The 23,686-nt window shown below is 64.3% G+C and carries 20 protein-coding genes and 2 tRNA genes; 18 read left to right on the top strand and 4 right to left on the bottom strand.

The genetic code is table 11. The annotated features are described in order from the left end of the window. Positions 1–54: 54 nt before the first annotated feature. The 7 genes from LB515_RS23620 (at position 55) to LB515_RS23590 (ending at position 6,866) form a co-directional block, all read left to right on the top strand. The gene (locus LB515_RS23620) at positions 55–1,926 is read left to right on the top strand and encodes an ABC transporter ATP-binding protein (protein ID WP_224709135.1); all 1,872 of its coding nucleotides are present in this window, start codon (positions 55–57) and stop codon (positions 1,924–1,926) included. After that, positions 1,923–2,744 (top strand): 4-hydroxy-tetrahydrodipicolinate reductase, encoded by an 822-nt coding sequence (gene dapB, locus LB515_RS23615; protein WP_224709134.1) that lies wholly within the window; start codon positions 1,923–1,925, stop codon positions 2,742–2,744. The genes LB515_RS23620 and dapB overlap by 4 nt, the downstream gene beginning before the upstream one ends. Positions 2,745–2,775: 31 nt before the next feature. Continuing rightward, a complete protein-coding gene (locus tag LB515_RS23610) occupies positions 2,776–3,396 on the top strand; it encodes a 2,3-bisphosphoglycerate-dependent phosphoglycerate mutase (RefSeq protein ID WP_224709133.1) in 621 nt (206 codons plus the stop codon). Positions 3,397–3,848: 452 nt separating this feature from the next. After that, a tRNA-Leu gene (locus LB515_RS23605) sits at positions 3,849–3,933 on the top strand. A gap of 62 nt (positions 3,934–3,995) precedes the next feature. After that, on the top strand, positions 3,996–4,778 hold the full coding sequence (locus LB515_RS23600) for a hypothetical protein (protein WP_224709132.1): 783 nt from the start codon (positions 3,996–3,998) through the stop codon (positions 4,776–4,778). 88 nt (positions 4,779–4,866) lie between these two features. Then, positions 4,867–6,537 (top strand): FAD-dependent oxidoreductase, encoded by a 1,671-nt coding sequence (locus LB515_RS23595; protein WP_224709131.1) that lies wholly within the window; start codon positions 4,867–4,869, stop codon positions 6,535–6,537. A 23-nt stretch (positions 6,538–6,560) separates the two neighbouring features. Then, positions 6,561–6,866, top strand: coding sequence for a UBP-type zinc finger domain-containing protein (locus LB515_RS23590; protein ID WP_224709130.1), 306 nt, complete (start codon positions 6,561–6,563; stop codon positions 6,864–6,866). 34 nt (positions 6,867–6,900) lie between these two features. Here LB515_RS23590 and LB515_RS23585 read toward each other — a convergent pair whose 3' ends face one another. Next, positions 6,901–7,080: a hypothetical protein gene (locus tag LB515_RS23585; RefSeq protein WP_181174984.1), complete on the bottom strand. Its 180-nt coding sequence runs from the start codon at positions 7,078–7,080 to the stop codon at positions 6,901–6,903. 570 nt (positions 7,081–7,650) lie between these two features. On the opposite strand from LB515_RS23585, the gene LB515_RS23580 reads away from it, so the two are divergent. The 8 genes from LB515_RS23580 (at position 7,651) to LB515_RS23545 (ending at position 18,239) form a co-directional block, all read left to right on the top strand. After that, complete coding sequence (locus tag LB515_RS23580; RefSeq protein ID WP_224709129.1) at positions 7,651–8,637, top strand: Gfo/Idh/MocA family protein; 987 nt, start codon at positions 7,651–7,653, stop codon at positions 8,635–8,637. A 40-nt stretch (positions 8,638–8,677) separates the two neighbouring features. After that, positions 8,678–10,333 carry an FAD-binding dehydrogenase gene (locus LB515_RS23575; protein ID WP_224709128.1) on the top strand — a complete coding sequence of 552 codons (1,656 nt, stop codon included), beginning with the start codon at positions 8,678–8,680 and terminating at the stop codon, positions 10,331–10,333. Positions 10,334–10,429: 96 nt separating this feature from the next. After that, on the top strand, positions 10,430–11,395 hold the full coding sequence (locus LB515_RS23570; RefSeq protein ID WP_224709127.1) for a ketopantoate reductase family protein: 966 nt from the start codon (positions 10,430–10,432) through the stop codon (positions 11,393–11,395). 94 nt (positions 11,396–11,489) lie between these two features. After that, positions 11,490–11,810 (top strand): hypothetical protein, encoded by a 321-nt coding sequence (locus tag LB515_RS23565; RefSeq protein WP_224709126.1) that lies wholly within the window; start codon positions 11,490–11,492, stop codon positions 11,808–11,810. A 35-nt stretch (positions 11,811–11,845) separates the two neighbouring features. Then, on the top strand, positions 11,846–12,733 hold the full coding sequence (locus LB515_RS23560) for an RNA polymerase sigma factor (RefSeq protein ID WP_224709125.1): 888 nt from the start codon (positions 11,846–11,848) through the stop codon (positions 12,731–12,733). A 369-nt stretch (positions 12,734–13,102) separates the two neighbouring features. Continuing rightward, entirely contained in the window at positions 13,103–17,116 is a 4,014-nt protein-coding gene (locus LB515_RS23555; RefSeq protein ID WP_224709124.1) for a Pls/PosA family non-ribosomal peptide synthetase, read from the top strand. Next, the gene (locus LB515_RS23550; RefSeq protein WP_224607201.1) at positions 17,113–17,592 is read left to right on the top strand and encodes a GNAT family N-acetyltransferase; all 480 of its coding nucleotides are present in this window, start codon (positions 17,113–17,115) and stop codon (positions 17,590–17,592) included. The genes LB515_RS23555 and LB515_RS23550 overlap by 4 nt, the downstream gene beginning before the upstream one ends. Further along, the gene (locus LB515_RS23545; protein WP_224709123.1) at positions 17,589–18,239 is read left to right on the top strand and encodes a 4'-phosphopantetheinyl transferase; all 651 of its coding nucleotides are present in this window, start codon (positions 17,589–17,591) and stop codon (positions 18,237–18,239) included. Before LB515_RS23550 ends, LB515_RS23545 begins: the two co-directional genes overlap by 4 nt. A 118-nt stretch (positions 18,240–18,357) precedes the next feature. Here LB515_RS23545 and LB515_RS23540 read toward each other — a convergent pair whose 3' ends face one another. The 3 genes from LB515_RS23540 to LB515_RS23530 all read right to left on the bottom strand — a co-directional run bounded on the left by LB515_RS23540 (position 18,358) and on the right by LB515_RS23530 (position 20,981). Beyond that, positions 18,358–18,888, bottom strand: coding sequence for a dihydrofolate reductase family protein (locus LB515_RS23540; protein WP_224709122.1), 531 nt, complete (start codon positions 18,886–18,888; stop codon positions 18,358–18,360). Positions 18,889–19,129: 241 nt separating this feature from the next. Beyond that, positions 19,130–19,206: transfer RNA gene (locus tag LB515_RS23535), tRNA-Arg, on the bottom strand. A gap of 281 nt (positions 19,207–19,487) precedes the next feature. Beyond that, entirely contained in the window at positions 19,488–20,981 is a 1,494-nt protein-coding gene (locus LB515_RS23530) for a sensor histidine kinase (RefSeq protein ID WP_224709121.1), read from the bottom strand. Positions 20,982–21,235: 254 nt separating this feature from the next. Between LB515_RS23530 and rpmH the strand changes: the two genes are divergently transcribed. The 3 genes from rpmH to yidC are packed head-to-tail and all read left to right on the top strand — an operon-like array spanning position 21,236 to position 23,583. Continuing rightward, entirely contained in the window at positions 21,236–21,370 is a 135-nt protein-coding gene (gene rpmH, locus LB515_RS23525; RefSeq protein ID WP_008833937.1) for a 50S ribosomal protein L34, read from the top strand. 16 nt (positions 21,371–21,386) lie between these two features. Further along, positions 21,387–21,740, top strand: coding sequence for a ribonuclease P protein component (gene rnpA / locus LB515_RS23520; RefSeq protein WP_095767954.1), 354 nt, complete (start codon positions 21,387–21,389; stop codon positions 21,738–21,740). Positions 21,741–21,753: 13 nt separating this feature from the next. Beyond that, positions 21,754–23,583, top strand: coding sequence for a membrane protein insertase YidC (gene yidC, locus LB515_RS23515; RefSeq protein WP_224709120.1), 1,830 nt, complete (start codon positions 21,754–21,756; stop codon positions 23,581–23,583). Positions 23,584–23,686: the final 103 nt, after the last annotated feature.

The following is a 23,686-nucleotide window of genomic DNA, read 5'->3' as shown; positions in this document are numbered from 1 at the left end:
GAGGATGCGAAAAAGGCGTCCTGACGTTTACGAGAACCCACGAAGCGCTTCGATTTGACACTTCAAAATCCAAACAAGGCAAAAAGCCGGCCCGCCGAGGTCACGGCGGTGCTGCGCCGTATCGTCGCTGAAAACGGCTATGACCATCGCTGGTCCTATGCGGTCGTCATCGTCTGCTCGCTGCTGGTTTCGGGCGCGACCGCCTTCTCGGCCTGGGTCATGGCCCCGATGGTCAATGAGATCTTCTACGAACGGCGCGGCGACGCGATCGTGTGGATCTGCGCCGGCTTCATGGGCGCCTTTCTGGTGCGCGGCTTCGCCGGCTACGGCCAGGCGATAGCTCTGGCGACGATCGGCAACAATCTGGTGGCCCGCTACCAGAAGCGCATCTTCGACCATCTGATGAAGCTCGGCGTCGATTTCTTCAACGACACGCGCTCCGGCCGCCTGGCGGCGCAGGTGGACGAGAATGTCGGCGGCATTCGCGATCTCTTGTCGCTGACGTTGATTTCCATCACCCGCGACGCGGTGACCCTGGTCGGCCTAGTCTGCCTGATGGTCTACCAGGATCCGGTGTTGTCGCTCAGCTCGCTGCTGATCGGGCCGCCGCTGATCTGGGCGGTCGTCTACATCACGCGGCGGGTGCGCAAGATCAACCGCGAATCCGTGCTGATCAACTCGCGGCTGAGCGGGTCGGTGCAGGAGGCCACCCAAGGCATCGCCATCGTCAAGGCCTTCACCATGGAGGACGAGCTGGCCCGCCGCATCGGCATCATGGCCGACACCGCCGAGCAGCGCAGCAACAAGATCGCCCGCGTCTCCGAACGGCTGTCGCCGATTTCGGACATGCTGGCCGGCCTCGCGGTCACCGCCGTCATCGCTTATTCCGGCTACCGGGCGCTGGTGCTGGGTCAGCCGCCGGGCGCGGTGTTTTCCTTCATCACCGCGCTGATTCTCGCCTATGATCCGGCGCGGCGCCTGGCGCGCATGCAGGTCACGATGGAACGCGCGCTGGTCAATGCGCGCATGATCTACGAGCTGCTCGACCTCGAGCCGAAGCAGGGCGACGCGCCCGACGCGGTTGAGGCGAAGATCACCACCGGCGAGGTGCGCTTCAACAATGTGACGTTCGGCTACAGCGCCGACATGCCGGTGCTGCGAAACCTGAGCTTCACCGCCGCCGCCGGCAAGGTGACGGCGATCGTCGGCGCCTCGGGCGCCGGCAAGTCGACGTTGGTGGCGCTGCTGCAGCGCTTCTACGACGTCGACCAGGGCTCGATCGAAGTCGACGGCCAGGACATCTCGAAGGTGACGAAGCGGTCGCTGCGCCAATCGATCGCCTATGTCTCGCAGGCGCCCTATCTGTTCGAAGGCACGATCCGCGACAACATCCGCTACGGCCGGCTGTCGGCCACCGACGCCGAGATCGAGCAGGCGGCGAAACAGGCGGCCGCCGACGATTTCATCCGCCAGCAGCCGCAAGGCTACGACACGCCGGTCGGCGAGAACGGCGTGACGCTGTCGGGCGGCCAGCGCCAGCGCGTCTCGATCGCGCGCGCCATCGTGCGCCAGGCGCCCATCCTTCTGCTCGACGAAGCGACCTCGGCGCTCGACAACGAGGCGGAAGCGCGCGTGCAGGAAGCGCTGACCCATGTCATGGAAGGCCGCACCACCATCGTGATCGCTCACCGGCTGTCGACCGTGGTCAATGCCGACCGCATCATCGTGCTGGAAGAGGGGCGGCTGGTCGAGGAAGGCACGCACGCGACGCTGATGGCCGACCCGCACAGCATCTATGCCCGCTTCCACCGGATACAGGGCAAGAAGGGGCTGGGGCTTGTCGACGACGTCAAGGCAAGCCAGACTTCGGCCCAAACTCCCGCATCGCGCAGCCGCGCCAAGAAGACCGTCAGGAGAAGCGCATGAGTGAAGCCGGCGATATGGGCCTGGTGGTGGTGGGCGCCGCCGGCCGCATGGGCCAGACGCTGATCCGCGCCATCCATACCATGCCCGGCGCGCGCGTCGCCGCCGCGGTCGAGCGGCCGGACTCGGCCCATCTCGGCAAGGATGCGGGCGAGCTCGCCGGCATCGGCATCATCAACGTGCCGATCGTCGACGACCCGCTGCCGGCCTTCGCCAAGGCCGACGGCGTGCTCGATTTTACGGCGCCCGCGGCAAGCGTCGAATTCGCCGGCTATGCCGCGCAGGCGCGCATCGTCCATGTCATCGGCACCACCGGCTGCTCGGCCGACGATAACGCGAAGATCGCCGCCGCCGCGCGCCATGCCACGATCGTCAAATCGGGCAATATGAGCCTCGGCGTCAATCTGCTGGCGGTGCTGGTCGAGCAGGCCGCGAAGGCGCTCGACCCGGAGGATTTCGACATCGAGATCCTGGAGATGCACCATCGGCACAAGGTCGACGCGCCGTCCGGCACGGCGCTGCTGCTCGGCGAGGCGGCGGCGAAAGGGCGCGGCATCGATCTCGCCGACAACAGCGTGCGGGTGCGCGACGGCCATACCGGCGTGCGCAAGGCGGGCTCGATCGGCTTCGCCACGCTGCGCGGCGGCTCCGTCGTCGGCGACCACAGCGTGATCTTGGCCGGCACCGGCGAGCGCATCACGCTTTCCCACCATGCCGAGGACCGGGCGATCTTCGCCCGCGGCGCCGTGAAAGCCGCGCTTTGGGCCCGCGCGAAGAAGCCGGGGCTTTATTCCATGCGGGACGTGCTCGGCCTGAGCTGATCCCTATCCAAACCATTCCATAGGAGCAAACATGTCGGGAACTCTCGTGCTCGTGCGCCACGGCCAGAGCGAATGGAACCTGAAGAACCTGTTCACCGGCTGGCGCGACGTCGGGTTGACCGACCAGGGCACAGCAGAGGCGCTTGCCGCCGGCGAGAAGCTCAAGGCGCGCGGCCTGAAATTCGACATCGCCTACACGTCTGCCTTGAAGCGGGCGCAGGTGACCTGCCAGCATATCCTCGAGATCGTCGGCCAGAGCGACCTGAAGACGATCCGCGACCAGGCGCTCAACGAGCGCGACTATGGCGACCTCTCCGGCCTCAACAAGGATGACGCGCGCAAGAAATGGGGCGAGGAGCAGGTGCATATCTGGCGCCGCTCCTACGATATCGCGCCTCCCGGCGGCGAAAGCCTGAAGGACACCGGCGCGCGCGTATGGCCCTATTACCTGCACGAGGTGCAGCCACATGTGCTGCGCGGCGAGACCGTGCTGGTCGCCGCGCACGGCAATTCGTTGCGCGCGCTTATCATGGCGCTGGACGGCAAGTCGGGCGAGGAGATCGTCAAGCTCGAGCTCGGCACCGGCGTGCCGGTGATCTACAAGCTCAACGGCGATTCCACCGTGGCGAAGAAAGAAGTGCTGGAGGGGTGAGCTTCCTTCTCCCCGTTCACGCTACGGCATGCGCACATTTCCAAGCGGCTGGTTTTTCTCGATAGCGTGCATGGCAGCTTGGCGCATGCCTTGTCTTATGCAGCGCTGGTCGACCCCCACTCCGTCTCGGCTTCGCCGAGCCACCTCTCCCCCGATCGACGGGGCAGAGGAAAGGCGCCAAGCCTTTTGCCGTCAACGCCCGTCCAGCAACACTCCCTTCCTTTCCCTCCGGAGGGGGAAAGGTGGCGCTGCGAAGCAGCGACGGATTGGGGGAACCACGTGGCAATCAAGCCGCGGCCTGATCAGTCACGCCAATCACAGAACGATGTGTGCATGGCGTAGCCCGCTCACGAGGAGAAAATACCCGGCAGGCGGATGAGGGGCAGCGCCAACGCCGACGAAAAAAACCGCGTTGACACATACCGTTTGCCCGCTTACTAGAGCGCCCACCAGCCCAGATGGCGGAATTGGTAGACGCGCACGGTTCAGGTCCGTGTTCCGCAAGGAGTGGAGGTTCGAGTCCTCTTCTGGGCACCAAATTCCCGTTTCAGACGATCTGACGCGATGAGCAAAAAAGCCCGGATTTTCCGGGCTTTTTTGTGTCCTGCAACTCATCTCGCGTTGAACCGTTTCTATCTTGCCGGCTAACCCGAGGTTTCGTGATGCCCGCGCCGTTCAAGGAGTGGAAGGTTCTGCCGCATGGCAGGCTCTCTCCTGTCGACGACGATATTCTGACGGTGACCGGCGACATACCGATGCCGGTTGGCAACATGAAACGGCGCATGACCGTGGTGCGACTGCGCGACCGGCGGCTTGTCATCTTCAGCGCCATCGCGCTCGACGACGAACAGATGCGCGAGATCGAGGCCTTCGGCCAGCCGGCCTTCTTGATCGTCCCTAACAATCATCACCGGCTCGATGCAAAACCATGGAAGGATCGCTATCCCACCCTTCAGGTGATTGCACCGGCTGGCGCGCTCAATAGCGTCGAGAAGGCGGTACATGTCGATGCGGCACGCGGCGACTTTGGGGATCCCGACGTCAAGCTCGTCACCGTCCCCGGAACCCGTGGTCGCGAAGCGGCGTTGCAAATTGACGGAGCGAACGGCACGACGCTCGTTCTCAACGATATCGTCAGCAACATCCGCGGCGCATCCGGCTTTGCAGGCTGGGCATTGCGCATGATGGGATTTGCCGGTGATGAGCCGCATATACCCTGGCCAGTCAAGCTGACGATGGTCCGCGACAAGGCGGCACTCGCGGCGCAATTGAGACAATGGGCCGAACAGCCGGCGCTCAAGCGCATCCTTGTCTCGCATGGCTTAGTCATCACCGAGGATCCGCGCGGGGCGCTGCGCAAGCTGGCGACGTCGCTCGGATAGATGAAAGCATAGCGACCAACCTCTCCTTCCGGCCAGTCTCCCAACAAAGCGCTTCAAACCCGGCCTCGACGACGCTACGGTCCGCCCCATGGCCCCTTCCGTCAGCCCGACCATCGCCGCGCGCCGCGACCAGATGTTTCCGATCCTCACCGACGCGGACATCGAACGCATGCGCCGCTTCGGCGAGGCGCGCGCCTATGCCGCCGGCGATCACATCGTGACGGCCGGCACGGTGTCGCCCGGCGTGATCCTCATTCTGGCGGGCAAGGTCGACATCACCCAGGCCGGCGGGCTTGGCCCGCGCGAGGCGATCATCAGCTATGGTGCCGGCAATTTCGTCGGCGAGCTGGCGCAATTGTCGAACCGGCCGTCGCTGGTCAATGCCGAGGCGGACGGACCGGTCGAGGCTATCGTCATCCCCTCGCAGCGCCTGCGCGATCTGATGGTGCAGGAGGCCAATCTCGGCGAGCGCGTCATGCGGGCGCTGATCCTGCGCCGGGTCGGCCTGCTCGAAAGCGGCACCAGCGGGCCGGTCGTCATCGGCCCGCCCGGCAATGGCGACGTGCTGCGGCTGCAGGGCTTTCTGCGCCGCAGCGGACTTCCCCATCGCGCTCTCGATTCCGACACCGACCCTTGCGCCAAAACGCTGATCGAGCGGTTTCATGTCGACCCGCACCACCTGCCGATCGTGCTGTGTCCGAACGGCAAGCTGATGCACAATCCGGGCGAGACCGAGCTTGCCCGCTGCGTCGGCCTGCTGCGGCCGATCGATGCCGAAAAAATCTACGACGTGGCGATCGTCGGCGCCGGGCCGGCGGGGCTGGCGGCCGCGGTCTATGCCGCCTCGGAAGGGCTGTCGACCATCGTGCTCGATTGCCGCGCCTTCGGCGGACAGGCAGGCGCCTCGGCCCGCATCGAAAACTATCTCGGCTTCCCGACCGGAATCACCGGCATGGCGCTGATGGCGCGCGCCTATAACCAGGCGCAGAAATTCGGCGTCGAGATGGTTATCCCTGACGAGGCGAAGCTGCTCGACGACGCTACCGACGGCGCCCGCTACCAGCTTGCCCTCGGCGATGGCGAAACGGTGCGCGCACGCGCGGTGGTGATCGCCAGCGGCGCGCGCTACCGCCGCCTCGATATCGCCAACCTCGCGCAATTCGAGGGCACCTCTGTGCATTACTGGGCGTCGCCGATCGAGGCCAGGCTTTGCCGGCACCAGGAGGTGGCGCTGGTCGGCGCCGGCAATTCGGCCGGCCAAGCGGCCGTCTATCTGGCGAGCCAAGTGCGCAAGGTGACGCTGCTGGCGCGCCGCGACAGCCTCGACGCCACCATGTCGCGCTATCTGGTCGAGCGCATCAAGGCACAGCCCAACATCGAGGTGCTGACCGAGACCGAGGTCGCGGCGCTGGAGGGCCATGAGGGCAATCTCGAGCGGCTGCACTGGCGCAACCGGGCGACCGGCGAAGAGACGACGCGCGCAATCCGCCATTTCTTCCTGTTCATCGGCGCCGACCCGAACACCGACTGGTTGGTGAACTGCAACGTGGCGCTGGACGCCAAGGGTTTCGTGCGCACCGGGCCGGACACGACACCGGGGCACGGGCTGATGGAGACCAGCCGCAGCGGCGTGTTCGCCATCGGCGACGTGCGCTGCGGCTCGATCAAGCGCGTCGCAGCCGCCGTCGGCGAAGGCGCCCAGGTGGTTGCGGCGCTGCATGCCTATCTGGCGCGGGACGGCGCCGCCTCAAGCCAATAAGCCAAACCGACGAGGAGATCCTGATGGACGAATGCAGGCACACCAGGGACATCAAAAAGGTCACGCCGAGCGCGCTCGGCTGTGAGGAATGCCTGAAGAGCGGCTCTTGGTGGGTGCATCTGAGGCTCTGCCGGACCTGCGGCCATGTCGGCTGCTGCGACGACTCGCCCAACCGCCACGCGACGAAACATTTCCATGCCACGCAGCATCCGATCATCGAGGGCTACGACCCGCCGGAAGGCTGGGGCTGGTGCTTCGTCGACGAGGTGTTCATCGATCTCGGCGAAGACACGACGCCGCAGAACGGCCCGATCCCGAAATTTGTTTGACGGTGCAGGGCAAGCCGGCCGGGCGACGCCTTGTTCAGCGCACCGAGCTCGTCACGGTCGGATCGACGGCATCGGGCACGGATTTGCGCTCATTGCCGGCGAAGATGCCGATGAGGAGAAGACTGAGCACAACCGGCACAAACAGGATGGCGACGCGCGCCTGCACGTAAAAGATGGCACGCCATTCGTTTCGCTTTTCGGGGCTATCGTTCATCATGCTCGCTCTGTGGTGCCTCCCGGGAGGGGACATAGAGAGGAAGCGTTAAGCATCTCCTTCCGATTCGGTTAACGGACGACGATCTGCTGCATCGCAAAGGGCAGCGCTGCCCCCTCTCGTCCGCTGTGCGGTCAACTCTCACCACTTCGTCTACGCTATGCACACATCTTCTGTGACTGGCGCGACTGATCAGGCCGAGGCTTGATTGCCAGGTGGTTCCCCCAATCCGTCGCTGCTTCGCAGCGCCACCTTTCCCCCCTCCGGAGGGAAGGAAAGGAGCGTTGCTGGACGGGCGTTGAGGCAAAAAGCTTGGCGCCTTTCCTCTACCCCGTCGATCGGGGGAGAGGTGGCTCGGCGAAGCCGAGACGGAGTGGAGGTCGACCAGGCAGCATAGGATAACGCAAGCGCCAAGCTGCCATGCACGCTATCGCCAAAGGCCAGCCGCTTGGAAATGTGTGCATGCCGTAGCCCACTGCGTGGGGCGAGGAACGGCGGGCTGCCTCACGCATTGGCTTTTCCGCCGATTTCAGGCAAACCTCGTCGCCTGTAAACCGACACGGAGAAGCGATGTTCCGATGGGGTGTTCTGTCGACGGCGAAGATCGGCCGCGAGCAGCTTTTGCCGGCAATCGTGGAGTCGGAGAACGGCGTCCTGTCGGCGATCGCCAGCCGCGACTTGTCGAAAGCCAAGGCGCTGGGCGAGCGTTTCGGCGCCCGTCATGCCTTCGGCTCCTATGAGGAACTGCTCGCCTCCGAGGAGGTCGACGGCGTCTACATCCCGCTGCCCACCTCCCAGCATGTCGAATGGACGGCGAAAGCGATCGAGGCCGGAAAACATGTGCTGGTTGAGAAGCCGCTGGCGCTCGACGCCAAGGACATTCCGCCGCTGATCAGGCTGCGCGATGAGAAGAAGGTGCTGGTCTGCGAGGCCTTCATGGTCGTCTATCACCCGCAATGGATCAAGGTGCGCGACCTGATCGCAAGCGGCGCCATCGGCCGGCTGCGCCATGTGCAGGGCGCGTTTTCCTATTACAATGTCGACCCCAAGAACATGCGCAACCAGCTCGATCTCGGCGGCGGCGCGCTGCCTGACATCGGCGTCTATCCGGCCGTGTCGACGCGCTTTTCGACCGGCAAGGAGCCGCTGCGGGTGCAGGCGACGATCGAGCGCGACAAGACTTTCGGCACCGACATCTGTTCCTCGATCCGAGCCGATTTCGGCGATTTCGAGCTGTCCTTCTACCTGTCGACGCAGATGGCGGCGCGGCAGGTGATGGTATTCCACGGCGAGAAGGGCTTCATCGAGGTCTTCGCCCCGTTCAATGCCGGGCTCTACGATCACCACCGCATCGAGCTGCACAACCAGAACCACAGCGAGGCGCAGGTGTTCCGCTTCCCAGGCACGCAGCAATACAGGCTGGAGTGCGAAGCCTTCGTGCGCGCCGCCCAGGGCGGCAAGGACCGCGTCTTCACGCTGGAGGAATCGGTGCTCAACCAGAAAGTCATCGACGCCATCTTCCGCGCCGGTGACAAAGACGGCTGGGAGCCCGTCTGAGGCTTTGCAATAAGTTTGCCGGCTGATCCTGGGAGGGAAAATGGCTGACGCGGACGTGATCATTGTCGGCGCGGGGCTGGCCGGCCTCGTCGCCGCGACGGAGTTGGCGGAGGCCGGCAAGAAAATCATCATCGTCGACCAGGAGCCGGAACAGTCGCTGGGCGGCCAGGCCTTCTGGTCGTTCGGCGGGTTGTTCCTGGTCGATTCGCCGGAGCAGCGGCGCATGCGCATCCGCGATTCCCACGACCTCGCGCTCGAGGACTGGATGGGCACCGCCGCCTTCGACCGTCCGGAGGATTTCTGGCCGCGCAAATGGGCGGAGGCCTATGTCGGCTTCGCCGCCGGCGAGAAGCGCTCCTGGCTGATCGAGCGGGGCATGAAATTCTTCCCCGTCGTCGGCTGGGCCGAGCGCGGCGGCGGCAATGCCGTCGGCCACGGCAATTCGGTGCCGCGCTTCCACATCACCTGGGGCACCGGGCCCGGCGTGCTCGAGCCTTTCGTGCTGCGCGTGCGCGAGGCGCAGAAGCGCGGGCTCGTCCAGTTCAGGTTCCGCCACCGGGTCAACGAGATCATCCGCACCGGCGATACAGTGACGGGCGTGCGCGGCGATGTGCTGGAACCGAGCAGCGTCGAGCGCGGCCACAAGAGCTCGCGCGCCGTGACCGGCACGTTCGATCTCAGCGCGCAAGCGGTGATCGTCGCTTCCGGCGGCATCGGCGGCAATCACGAGCTGGTGCGCCAGAACTGGCCGTCGCGGCTGGGCGCGCCGCCGAAGCGGATGATCACCGGCGTGCCGGACCATGTCGATGGCCGCATGCTGGCGATAACCGAGGCGGCCGGCGGAAGGGTCATCAACCGCGACCGCATGTGGCACTATGTCGAGGGCATCAGGAACTGGGCACCGATCTGGACCGAGCACGCGATCCGCATCCTGCCCGGCCCCTCCTCGATTTGGCTCGACGCGCGCGGCAAAAGGCTGCCGGTGCCGCTCTATCCGGGCTTCGACACGCTGGGCACGCTCAGCCACATCATGAGCACCGGCTTCGACTATTCCTGGTTCATCCTGACCAAGAAGATCATCCAGAAGGAGTTCGCGCTGTCGGGCTCCGAGCAGAACCCCGATCTCACTGGCAAAAGCTGGCGGCAGGTGCTGGGCCGCGCGACATCGGGAATTCCCGCCCCGGTGAAGGCGTTCATGGAAAAGGGCGAGGATTTCATCGTCGAGGCCGATCTTGCGAAACTGGTGGCGCGGATGAACGCGCTGGCCGGCGGCGAGCCGCTGCTGGAGGTCGCCCAGGTCGAGCGCGAGATCCGCGCCCGCGACAGGCAGCTCGACAATCCGTTCTCCAAGGATGCGCAGATCACCGCGCTGCGCGGTGCGCGCTCCTATCTCGGTGACAGGCTGATCCGCACCGCCAAGCCGCACAAGATGCTCGATCCGGCGAACGGCCCGCTGATCGCGGTGCGCCTCAACATCCTGACCCGCAAGACGCTGGGCGGGCTGCAGACCGATCTCGACAGCCGCGTGCTCGACGCCGCCGGCCAACCGGTGCCGGGGCTTTATGCAGTGGGCGAAGCCGCCGGCTTCGGCGGCGGCGGCGTGCATGGCTATGCGGCGCTGGAAGGCACCTTCCTCGGCGGCTGCATTTTTTCGGGGCGCAGCGCCGGGCGGGCGGCGGCGGCCACGATTGCGTGAACGGAGGGTGCGGATGGTCGCCGCCTCGGCGACAACGCTGTAGGCTTTTTCGGTCAACTCGACTGAAGTCCCAACTCCAATCATGACGGGAACAGCATGCGCATCATCGTCTATGGGATCGGCGCTATCGGCGGCGCCATCGCGGCCCAGCTGAGTTTTTCAGGCCACACGGTGCTCGGCATCGCCCGCGGCAGGCAGCTCGATACCATCCGCGCCTCGGGACTGTCGCTTTCCACCCCGCAAGGCACAAGGACCGCGCGCTTTCCCGTCCATGCCGACCCGTCGGAGATTTCCTTCGAGCCGGACGATGTCGTGCTGCTGACGATGAAAACGCCTGATACGCTCGGGGCGCTGCAACGGCTCAACGCCGCCGGTGTCACGGCGCAGCCGGTGTGCTGCTTCCAGAACGGCGTCGCCAACGAGGCGCTGGCCTTGCGTTTCTTCGCCAATGTCTATGGCGCGACGGTCATGCTGCCGGCCGATTACGACACGCCCGGTCAGGTCGCGGCCTATTTCGCGCCCAAGATCGGCGCCTTCGATATCGGCCGCTATCCTTCCGGAATCGACGACACAGTCGAGAAACTGTGCGGGGTTCTGAGCGCCTCCGGTTTCATCGCCGACCCCAGGGACAATGTGATGAGCAGCAAGTACCGCAAGCTGCTCGCCAACCTTCGCAACATCATCGACGCGGCGCTGGGCGAGACCGAGCTGCAGCGGAAATGGTATGCCAAGGCGCGCGCCGAAGCCGAGGCGGTGCTCACCGCCGCCGGGATCGACTGGGACAAGACCGACGCCATGGCGCGCGAGGAATTGACCATAACCGCCATCCCCGGCCGAACGCGTGTCGGCTCCTCGACGCTGCAGAGCATCGTGCGAGGGACCGGCTCCCTCGAAACCGACTTCCTCAACGGCGAGATCGTGCTTCTCGGGCGGCTGCACGGCATGGCGACGCCCGTCAACTCAGCCCTATGCAAACTGTCGGTCGAGTTGGCCAGCGGCCGGATGCGGCCGCAATCGGCCGGCGACGACACGATCGTCTCCATGATCGGCGCAGCCGGCTGATCGCCCGAGACGATCAAAAAATAAGACCCGGCCCGGGAATCCTTTGGAGGCCATGGAACGTCTTCCTCACGCAGATCGCAAACAGGAGACGACCATGACCTACAATCTCATCCGCTACGGCGTGAAAGACGCAAGCATCGCCGAGAACCGGGCGCTGGTGGCAAAAGTGTTCGAGGCGCTGGATGAAACGCAGCCGCAAACCTTGCGCTATCTGGTGCTCGAACTGGAGAATGGCGAGTTCGTCCACATCGTCGGCTACGACAAGGATAGCTCGGCGCTGACCGAGCTCGACGCGTTCAAGGCCTTCGGCGCCGATCATGCCGCGCGGCGTTCGACGCCTCTTGTGAGGGCGCCGGCGAAGATCGTCGGGAATTATCGTATGCTGGCCAAGGCCTATGAAGCCGTGCCCGCCTGATCCGGCACGGCCTCGGCAAGGCGAGAAAGAGGACGATGAGCTCAGCAGGGTTCGGCCGTGCGGAACTTGACGCCATGCTCGTCGGCCTGCGGCCGAAACTTCACCGCTACGCCGCCCGCATGGCCGGCTCGTCGATCGAGGGCGAGGACATCGTGCAGGAGACGGTTGTAAAGGCGCTTGCCGCGTATGATGGCGGCGCCCGCGTCGAGCGCCTCGAGCAGTGGCTGTTCCGCATCGCCCACAATGCGGCGCAGGATCATCTGCGCCGCCGCCAGCGGGAGCGCTCACGTATCACCGAAACCGACATGACGACGATTGAGGATCTCTCGGCCAGCGCCGAGGCGAGGCTTGCGGCGGCAGCAAGCCTGCGCACGTTCATGCAACTCACGCCGGCGCAGCGCAGCGCCGTGGTCCTGATCGACGTGCTCGGTCTCAGCCTTTCCGAAACCTGCGAGGTGACGGGAGCGACTTTGGCTGCAACCAAGGCGGCGCTGCATCGCGGCCGGGCAGAGCTGAAGGCGCTGGCCGCCCGAACGGACCAAGTGGCCATGCCGAAGCTCGACCGGGAGGAGGAGCGCCGGCTGCGCCGCTATGTGGACCTGTTCAACGCGCGCGATTTCGACGGGGTCAGGAGGCTGATCGCCGAGGATGTCCAGGTCGACGTCCTCAATCGCACCCGCCTCAACGGCAAGAAGGAAGCCTCGACCTATTTCGGCAATTACGACCACCTCGGCGACTGGGCCCTGTCGCTCGGCTTCGTCGATGGCCGGCCGGCGATCCTCATCCGCAACCCACAGGCGGACGATGCCGTGCGCGGCTTCGTGCTGATCGACTGGCGCGATGAAGAGGTCGCCCGCATCCGCGATTTCCGCTACGTGCCGTACTGCGTCGCCGAGGCGGATATCTGCTTGCTTACCAATTGAGCTGCGAAGCGATCACGGTTCGAATAGAACCGAGCGCGTTTCTTTGCTGCCGTTAGCCACCGCCTTGATCGCCCTGCTCGACGGAGCGAACGGAAAGGCCAATGCCGGCAAGGGCTGAATAGAGGCGATCAGGTGCCGTCGCGGGGACGGCGCTCCGTCACATCATCGTGAACGTCGCGTGGCATGAATTGCCGATCGGAACGCCATCTCAAATCCGCCGCAAAGGCAAATCAACTGGCCCGTCATCGTCAGTCAATTGTCTTTTCGCCAATCACGGCATAGTGCGAGCCATACGAGCTCGCGGGTCCTCCAATGTCTCTGAATGAAGCAACCAAGCCCGCCAAGAAAAACGCGCCCAAAGCCAAACCAGTGACGGAATCGCCACCGCGCGATCAGATCCTGATCGGCCCTGATTTCATACATAAGGGCGAGCCGCACGAGAGGCTTGACCGCTTCTTCGGCGATCTGGCGAGCCGCTTCGACGCAGCACCGGCGGTGATTTCCGGCGGCCGGCCCTGGTCATATCGCGAGCTGAACAGCCGTGCCAATCAGTTCGCGCATCTGCTGATCGAGCGTGGCGTGAAGCCGGGCGACAGGGTAGGCCTTTTGCTGGACCGCTCCGCTGAAACCTATATCGCTATCCTTGCCGTGATGAAGGCCGGGGCGGCCTTCGTCCCTTTGGCCACCGCGTTCCCCGAAGATCGCATGGTGATGATCATCGAGGACGCCAATGTCACGATGGTGATCAGCGTCTCCGGTTACGCCGCGCGCGTGGCGCGCCTGCCGGTTCCGCATATCTCGATCGACTCGGCGGAATCCGAAATCGCTCTCAAGCCAGAAACGGCGCCCCTGCCGGAGGGCAGCCACGACCAGACCTGCTACATTCTCTACACGTCCGGCACCACGGGCAAGCCGAAAGGCGTGGTCATCACGCATCGGAGTTTCTGCAACTTCATCCGCGTTGCCGCGGCATCCTACGGTTACCAGCCGGGCGACCGCGTGTACCAGGGCATGACCATCGCCTTCGACTTCTCCTCCGAGGAGATCTGGGTGCCCTTTGCCGCCGGTGCCACGGTCGTGCCGGCGCCCGGCCAACAGCCCCTCGTGGGCGAAGAGCTGGCCAGCTTCCTGCGCGAGCATCACATCACCTGCATGGCCTCCAGTCCGACGCTTTTGTCGTCGATCGAGAGCGACGCGCCCAGCCTGCGCACGATCCTGGTCGGCGGCGAAGCCTGCTCGCAAAAGCTCGTGGTGCGCTGGGCGAAGCCCGGCCGCCAGATCCTGAACACCTATGGCCCGACCGAGGCGACGGTCACTGCCACCATGGGTTTGCTGACGCCGGACGAACCGGTGACCATCGGCAGGCCGCTGCCCACCTATTCGATAGCCATTCTCGACCCCGAAAAGCCGAAGGTGCTGACCGGCGACCAGCTGGGCGAGATCTGCATCGGCGGCATGGGCGTGGCGGTAGGCTATCTCAACCGGCCGGAACTCACCGAGCAGCGATTCATCAAGGATTTCATCGGCCTGCCGAACAATCCCAGCGGCCGCATCTACCGGACGGGCGATCTCGGCCGCATCAACGGCAAGGGCGAGATCGAGTACCACGGCCGCATCGACACGCAGGTGAAAATCCGCGGCTACCGCATCGAGCTGGGCGAGATCGAGGCCGTGCTGCTGGAACAGCCGGGCATCGCGCAGGCGGCGGTCACGACGTGGGAGATCGAGCCCGAGCGCACGGAACTGGTCGCCTATTACGCCCCAAGGAGCGGAGGCGACAGTGTGGATCGCACCACGCTCGTGCGGGAACTCAAGCAGCGGCTGCCCGACTACATGGTTCCGGCCTATCTGGAGCAGCTGCCCGCGATCCCGATGACCGTCTCCAACAAGGTCGACCTGAGAAAGCTGCCAAAGCCGACCAGCGCGCGCGTCGCGGCCGGCCATGCGATGATCGACCCGCGCAACGAGGACGAGAGGTTTCTGGTCGACACGCTGCAGGATGTGCTGAAATTCGAGGACATCTCCATCGAAGACCACTTCTTCGACGACCTCGGCGCGAACTCGCTGTTGATGGCGAGGTTCTGCGCGCGCATCCGCTCCCGCAAGGCCTGGTCGACGACCTCGATGCGCGACGTCTACCTGCATCCCACGGTCGCGAAGCTCGCCGAGCACCTGCGCGCGCCGCAGATGGCCGCGGTTGCGACGAGCGAGCCGATGCTGACGCATCGGGCTTCCAGCCTTGCCTATTGGAGCACGGGCTTTGGGCAGCTCATGTTCTACGCGCTCTACAGCTATGGCTCGCTCTGGGCGATCAATGACGGGCTCAACTGGGTCTATGACGCGCTGGACGACCCGGTGCAGCTCTATCTGCGCTGCGTTCTGTTGTCCGCCAGCGTCTTCTTCGGGCTCAGCGGTTTTGCCATCATCGCCAAATGGCTGCTGGTCGGCCGCTGGAAGGCCGAGACGTTCCCGATCTGGGGCTGGCGTTATTATCGCTTCTGGGTCGTCAAGGCGCTGGTTCGCAGCGCGCCGGTGGTGCTGTTCCGCGGCAGCCCGCTATACAGCCTCTATTTGCGCCTGCTCGGCGCCCGGCTCGGCAACCGCACCGTTATCGAGTGCCGGTCCGTTCCGGTCTGCACCGACCTGATCAGCATCGGCGACAATTCGATCCTGCGCAAGGATTCCATGATCCTGGGCTTCCGCGCCCAGGCGGGCTACATCCACACCGGCCCGCTCGACATCGGCCACAACGCTTTCGTCGGCGTCGGCTCAACATTGGACATCGACACCCGCATCGGCGACGGCGCCCAGCTTGGCCACGCTTCGTCGCTGCATCGCGGACAGGCGATCCCTGCCGGCGAGCGCTGGCACGGATCGCCGGCGATTCCGACCGAGGCGGACTATTGCACGGTTCCCAACGTGCCGCTGTCGCGAGCGCGCCGGATCATCTACGAGGCGATCCAGCTCTTCATCCTCTTCGCCATCGTCACGCCGTTCCCGCTTCTGTTCCACACCTACTGGGAGAATGTCGGCGACGACTATCAGGAGACCATCGGCATCGTGGCGATCGGCACCACGGTGACGCTGGCGGGCTTCATCATCGGCGGCGTATTGCTGGCGGCCATCGTGCCGCGGCTGTTCAACCTCATGCTGAAGCCCGGCCGAGACTATTCGCTCTACGGCTTTCACTACTGGCTGCAATCGATGCTGGAGCTGGTCAGCAACGTGCGGCTGCTGAATGTGCTGTTCGGCGACAGCTCGGCAGTAGTCTACTATTTGCGCGCCATCGGCTGGCGGCTGAACAAGGTGAACCAGACCGGGTCGAATTTTGGCACCAACCAGCGGCATGAAAACCCGCAGCTCAGCGAGATCGGCTCGGAAACCATGGTCTCCGACGGCCTGTTCATGGTCAACATGCAGAAGTCCGCCAACTCCTTCCGCCTCGAGCATACGCGGGTCGGCGAGCGCAACTTCTTCGGCAACAACATCATCTATTCGCCGGATTCCCGCACCGGCGACAATTGCCTGCTCGGAACCAAGGTGCATGTACCGGTCGATGGTCCCGTGCGCGAGAATGTCGGGCTGCTGGGGTCGCCGCCCTTTGAAATCCCGCGCATGGTCAATCGCGACAAGGAACTGCTCGGCTTGATCTCCGACGAGGAGCGCCGCCGCCGGCTGCCGCTGAAGAACCTCCACAATTTGGTCACCGCGCTGCTGTTCTTGGCCGCGCAGTGGCTGATCCTGTTCCTGACGCTCGCCATCTGGGACAGGGCGCTCAACTACTACAACGAATGGGAGCAGACGGCGCTGTTCGTGGCGGTGGTGCTGACCACGGCGATCGGCATTCCGTTCTATGTCTTCCTGGAACGCGTCAGCCTCGGTTTCCGCCGGCTGAAGCCCAGGATGGCGACGATCTACGACCCGGTCTTCTGGCGGCACGAACGCCATTGGAAACTGTCCGATTCGCCGATCATGGGCCTGTTCACCGGCACACCGTTCAGGCCGCTGCTCCTGCGTCTGGTGGGCGTTAAGGTCGGGCGGCGCGTCTATGACGGGGGAAGCATCATCACCGAGCGGTCGCTGGTGGAGATCGGCGACGACGCGACGCTCAACGAGGGCTGCGTCATCCAGGCGCATTCGCTGGAGGAAGGCGCGTTCAAGTCCGACTACATCCGCATCGGCAATGGCTGCACGCTCGCCCCCGCCGCCTTCGTCCACTACGCCGTGGCAATGGGCGAGGGATCCGTGGCGGACCTCGATTGCTTCGTCATGAAGGGCGAAGTGCTGGAGCCCAACACCGTGTGGCGCGGCAACCCGGCGAAGCTCTATGGCGTGGTGACGCCGATCGACGCGAGCGCGATCAAGATCGGGCAGAAACAGTGAAGCGTGCCGCCGACGCGCGGACAGGCGACCGCCCGGTTGTCCTGCGTCCCGTCGGCGAAGATAACCGGGCGGCGATCCTGGCGCTCGAGCTGACGCCCGAGCAGCAAGGCTTCGTCGCTTCAAATGTCGACTCGCTGGAAGAGGCCGGGGAGGATGACGAGGCCATCGCCCGCGCTGTAGTTGCGGCCGGGCGCGTCGTCGGATTCCTGATGTACAGCGCTCCGGAGGACGATGACGAGGCGATCATCTATCGTTTCATGATCGACCGCCGCGAACAAGGCAAGGGCCTTGGCCGTGCCGCGGTTGCCCGGGTGCTGGAGGAGATCGCGCAACTCGGCCACATACGCCGCGTCTCGATCTGCTACGAACCGGACAACGAGGCGGCGCGCCGGCTCTATGCCGGCTTCGGTTTCGTCGAGACGGAACTGGACGAGGATGGCGAGATGATTGCCGTGCTCGAATTGAGCAGCAAGTGATCACACGGCCGGACGACGCGCGACCGGACATCGAGAGCGCCGTCGAGCAGGCGCTGGCCGGCCTCGCGCAGCCCGGCCTCGTCACCGGCTGCCGTCTTATTCGTGCCGGCGACGAACAATACCTCCTGCCGGCGGAAGGCGCTTCCATCGCCACGCGCGAACAAAGGGCGCGCGCCGCCACCGGAGCAGGCCGTCAGGTCGCGCATGAATTGCTGCGGAGCCTGAGCTGTGCGGATCTCGCCGTCTTGCGGAGCCAATTGGGAAACCCGATCTGGCCTGCAGGTATCGTCGGTTCAATCGCGCATGACGACGAACTTGCCGTGGCGGTCGCCGCGCGATCCGACGCGATGAGAAGCGTGGGCGTCGACATCGAGCCTGCCCTGCCCCTGCCGCACGACCTCCAAGGCATGGTGGCAACGCCGCAGGACCGTCTGGGCGATCTTGATTCCGGTATAGGCAGCCGCATTCTGTTTGCGATCAAGGAGGCGGTCTACAAGGCCTCGTTTCCGCTCGACGGCCGCGTGCTGGGCTTTGAGGACATCGCCGTCGATCTCGCCTCGGGCGAGGCGGTCACTTCATCCGGCAATCGGTTGACCGTGCGCGTCACCATCGAGCCCAGAATCCTGGCGCTGGCTTACCCGGCATAGGCGCGCTGAGCCCTGCCCTGATCATTCAGAGTGGGCGTTGAACAGGAATGGCGCCCGAAGATTCGGACTGCGAAGCTCGGATAAGCAGTCTGGTGCGGCACGAGAGGACGTCGCGAGATCAGGCAGGAACGTAGCTCAACCTGATCACATCCTCGCCGATCCGATCATGAGCCATCAGGCGCAGCGGCGGCCGGGGCCCGGCGAAATACGGCTTGCCGTGACCAAGCACCACGGGGTGCAGGTAGATCCGATACTCATCGATCAGGCCCAGTTCAGTGAGGCTTCGCGCCAAATCCGGGCCGGCGACTTCGATCTCGCCGGCGCGCTCGGCTTTCAGCTTGCGGATAGCGCCTTCGAGATCATCCTCGACAAGACTGGCATTGGGCCCGACGGACTTCAACGAGCGCGAGACGACCCATTTCGGCTGGTTCCGCCACGCCGCCGCGTAGGCAAGTCGCTCGGCATCCCATTCAGGATGCTCGTCGTCCCAGTAGCGCATGATCTCATACATGCGGCGACCGTAGATGCTGCCCGCCTGACGCTCGGCCTCCTCGATGAAGTGGCGGAAAAGCGCGGGGCTCGGCCCGAAGGCCGTGTGATCGACGTAGCCGTCCAGCGACTGGTTCATTCCGAACACGAGCTTGGCCATTGTCTGTTCCTCACACGGCATCACAAATCTAATTGCATTGTGCAATCGGTTCAGATTAGGCCGACTGATTTTATTTTGCAATTGGTTCTGCCGCATACATAAACGCAACACGTTTCGGGCCGGATGATCGCCCGATCCTTTGCTGCAGTTCTCCCAACCGCGCAAATCCATCCGACGATGCAAAGCCGTTTCAAAACGGCCATTTGAAAACGGTGGGATTCAGCTAAACATCTGAAATTGTTGGCGCGCCCGAAGAGATTCGAACTCCTGACCCCCAGATTCGTAGTCTGGTGCTCTATCCAGCTGAGCTACGGGCGCGCAACAGGCCGTGCATGAAACAGGCCCCGCGATCCGGTCGAGAAGGCCGGCCGCGATGTGGAGTGTTCCCTAACGACTGAATTTGCGAAAAGCAAGCCGATCCGGCAAAAGTTTTGTCGCAGGTGGTTTTGCCGTGCCTGAGGTGTATCGAGATTCAGGTCAGGCCGAGTCGAAAATGGTGGTTTCTGAGAACCGGAGCGGAGCGTACTTAAAGTACGTGAGCACCGGAAGCGCAGGAAGCCGCCATTTGCAGGCCGGCCTCACCTGAATATCGGCATACCTCAAGCCGGGCGGCGCAGGCCGTTGCGCGCCTGATCGAGCCGCACCGGCTGATCGGGAATGGTGACGGCGAAGACGGTGCGGCCGCCGATCGATTCGACCAGCTCGACCGTGCCGCCATGAGCGCGGATCAGCTCGTGCGCGATCGCTAGGCCAAGCCCGGTGCCGCCGCTGCGCGCCGAGCCGCGGAAGGCGGCGAACAGGTTCTCGCGCGCCTTGGGCGGCAGGCCGGGTCCGGTGTCGGTGACGGTGATGCGGCTGACGCTGCCCTGGCGCTCGGCCGCGACCGCCAGCCGGCGCACCACCGCGCTTTCGGTGTCGGCTGCCATCGCCTGCACGGAGTTGCGGCAGAGATTGGTGAGCACCCGGAACAGCTGGTCGGAATCGGCATCGACCTCGAAGGCATGCTCGATGGCGTTGATGAACTCGATGCCGTCCTCGATGTCGAGCAGGCCGTGCACGTCGTCGACCAACTGGCGCAGCCGCACGCGGCGGCGCGACGGCGCCGGCTCCTGCGTACGGCCATAGTGAAGCACACCTTCGGAGTAGGAGACGGCGCGGTCGAGGGCGCGCAGAAGCTTCGGCGCGAAGGCCTGCACGGTCGGGTCCTTCACCTGGCGCAGGCGATCCGACATCAGCTGCGCGGACGCCAGGATGTTGCGCATGTCGTGGTTGATCTTGGAGACGGCCAGGCCGAGATCCGCGAGATGCTTCTGCTCCGACAGCATCTTCTGCAGCCGGTCCTGCATCTGCGACAGCTCGCGTTCGGCGACCCCGATCTCGTCGGCGCGGTCGGCGGGGCGGATGACGCGGCCGGGATCGTCGGGCGCCTCGGAGAAGGCCAGGATCGAGCGCGTCATGGTGCGAATCGGCCCGATCATGATCAGGTCGATCGCCGCATAGACCAGCATGGCGGTGAACAGCGAGATGAGCAGCGAGACGACGGCGACGTTGCGCGAGTATCTCAGCATGGCGTCGCGCAAACGGTAGTCCGGCATGATCAGCTCGAATTCCTTGTCGCTGTCGCCGACCGGGCCGAAGACGCGCAGCATGCGCTTGCCGCCGAAGAACAGCGTGTCGAGCGCGCCGGTCATGCCGTTGATCAGGCCGACATTGGCTATATCGATGTGCGCGTCGACCTGTGGCGGCATGTCGGCGACCACCAGAAGCCGTGAGACGCCACCGTCACGCACCGCGATCGCCTTGGCGCCGATCGCCATCAGCACATCGTTCTGGGCGTTGTGGGACAGCGAGTTGGGCTCGCCCTGCAACAGCACGATCGACACCGCGGCGGCTGTGCTCAGGCGCTCCTTCAGCCAGTTGACCCGGTAGCTGGCGATCCAGGGCAGGAAGATCAGGATTTCAGCCAGCAGCACGAAGGCGATGGTGAGTAAAAGCAGCTTGGTCGACAGACCGCGCGACAACGGCACCCGGCGCGACGAATTCGCCGCCGCCGGCTGTGCCTTCTCGTTCGTGGGCAGAGTTTCACTCGTCATTGACGCGCATTCACAAAGGCTTGATCGGCCAAGATTATGCGATTTGCGGCTTTTTTGCCAATTTCATCGTCGGCTCGGCGAAAAATGCCTCGCGGCGGGGCGGATTGACTTCCAAAGACCTTCTTTCTATAAGCCCGCTCACGCTCGGGCCATTCGTCCCGGCGCGGTTTCGATCGCGCCTAGGCCGGCCCGGCAAAGCTCCTGTTACACAGTGACAGAATCAAGAAGGGCCGCACCCCGCGGTATTAAAACAAATGAAGCGTACCTACCAACCGTCCAAGCTCGTCCGTAAGCGCCGGCATGGTTTCCGTGCCCGCATGGCCACCAAGGGTGGCCGTGGCGTCGTTGCCGCCCGTCGCAACCGCGGCCGCAAGCGGCTCAGCGCCTGAACGAAAGACGAGATCGTTGCCCGCACCCGGCAAGCCACAGGGGAAAACTCCCGGGCGGCTTCTGAAACGCGCGGATTTCTTGGCTGTGCGCGGCGGCGAGAAACGCCGCGGTCGGCTTTTTCTCGTTGAAGTTCTCGACCGCGGCGATGACCTTGCGCCGCGCGTCGGCTACACAGTCACCAAGAAGGTCGGCAACGCCGTGGTGCGCAACCGCGTCCGGCGGCGGCTGAGGGAAGCCGTGCGCGTTCATGCCGCCGATGACATGGCGCCCGGCAATGACTATGTCATCGTCGGGCGTGAAGACGTGCTTGCCATTCCGTTCGGCCAGTTGAAGGCCGAGCTCTCCCGCCGGCTGCGCGGAACACGATAGGCCAAGGGCTTCGATGGAAAACAACCGCAATTTCTTCATCACCATCGCGCTGTCGGTGCTGATCCTGACGCTCTGGCAGGTGTTCTACATGAACCCGCGCATGGAGCAGCAGCGCGAGCAGGCCCGCATCGAGCAACAGCGCGCCGAGGCGCAAAAGAAGGAAGCGCAGGGCACCAATCCAAGCGCGACCGGAACGCCGGCCCCGACCGCCGGCGCCATCCCCAGCGCGCCCGGCAGCGATAGCGTGACCGCGGCCAGCCGCGACCAGGCGATTGCCGCCACCAAGCGCGTCAAGATCGACACGCCCAGCCTCGAGGGTTCGATCAATCTGGCCGGCGCGCGCCTCGACGACCTGAGGCTCAAGCACTACACCGAGACGGTCGACAAGAACTCGCCCGAGATCGAGCTGCTCAACCCCTCATCGCTGCCCAATGGCTATTTCGCCGAGATAGGCTTCGTCGGCAACGACACCACCGGCACTGTGCCCGGCGCGGATACGGTGTGGAGCGTCGACGGCAATCCGACGCTGACGCCCTCGACGCCGGTGACGCTGACCTTCACCAACGACAAGGGCCTGACGTTCAAGCGCACCATCTCGATCGACAACGAATACATGTTCACCGTTTCCGACACGGTGCAGAATTCGGGAACGGCCGCCGTCTCGCTGTACAATTACGGGCGCGTCACCCGTTTCGACAAGCCGGCCGTCGCCAGCACCTATGTGCTGCATGAGGGCCTGATCGGCGTGACCGGCAGCGAGGGGCTGCAGGAATACAAATACGCCAAGATCGAGAAGGACAAGGAATACACGCCCAGCAAGTCGACCAACGGCTGGCTCGGCATAACCGACAAATACTGGGCCGTGACGCTCATCCCGACGGAGAAGCAGCCCTTCCAGCCGAAATTCTCCTATTTCGAGTTCAAGGACGGGCCGCACAGCCACAGCTACCAGTCCGACTACCTGTCCGACGCGATCAGCGTCGCGCCCGGCCAGTCGACGACGGTCGAATCCGAAATCTTCGCCGGCGCCAAGGAAGTCTCGACCATCAATGCCTATGCCAAGGACCGGCAGATCCGCCAGTTCGACCTTTTGATCGACTGGGGCTGGTTCTATTTCATCACCAAGCCGATGTTCTGGCTCATCGACACGCTCTACAAATTCTTCGGCAATTTCGGGCTGGCGATCCTCGCCACCACCGTCGTCGTCAAGGCCATCTTCTTCCCGCTCGCCAATAAGTCCTATGCCTCGATGGCGAACATGAAGAAGGTGCAGCCGAAGATGGTCGAGATCCGCGAGAAATACGCGGACGACAAGATGAAGCAGCAGCAGGCGATGATGGAGCTCTACAAGACCGAGAAGATCAATCCTCTGGCCGGCTGCTGGCCGGTGGCGCTGCAGATCCCGGTCTTCTTCTCGCTCTACAAGGTGCTCTACATCACCATCGAGATGCGGCACGCGCCGTTCTTCGGCTGGATCCACGACCTCGCGGCGCCGGATCCGACCTCGATCTTCAACCTGTTCGGCCTGTTGCCGTTCGCGGCTCCCGCCTTCCTCCCGCATATGGGCGCCTGGGCGGTGGTCATGGGCATCACCATGTTCCTGCAGATGCGCATGAACCCGGCGCCGCCGGACCCGACGCAGGCGGCGATCTTCACCTGGATGCCGGTGATCTTCACCTTCATGATGGGCAGCTTCCCGGCCGGCCTCGTCATCTACTGGGCCTGGAACAACACGCTGTCGATCCTGCAGCAGGGCGTGATCATGAAGCGCCAGGGCGCCAAGATCGAGTTGTGGGACAATCTGGCATCGATTTTCCGCAAGAAACCATCGCCAGCGGAATAGACGGCTCCTGAACTGCTAAGACGAAAAAACCCCGGCATCGTTTTGTCCGGGGTTTTTGTTGATCAGGCCCAGCGATCAGCCGTCAACCTTCGAGATTGGCCAT

It is taken from the genome of Mesorhizobium sp. CA15, assembly GCF_020165215.1.
Taxonomy (GTDB): Bacteria; Pseudomonadota; Alphaproteobacteria; order Rhizobiales; family Rhizobiaceae; genus Mesorhizobium.
This window is presented reverse-complemented; position numbering and strand designations above follow the sequence as displayed.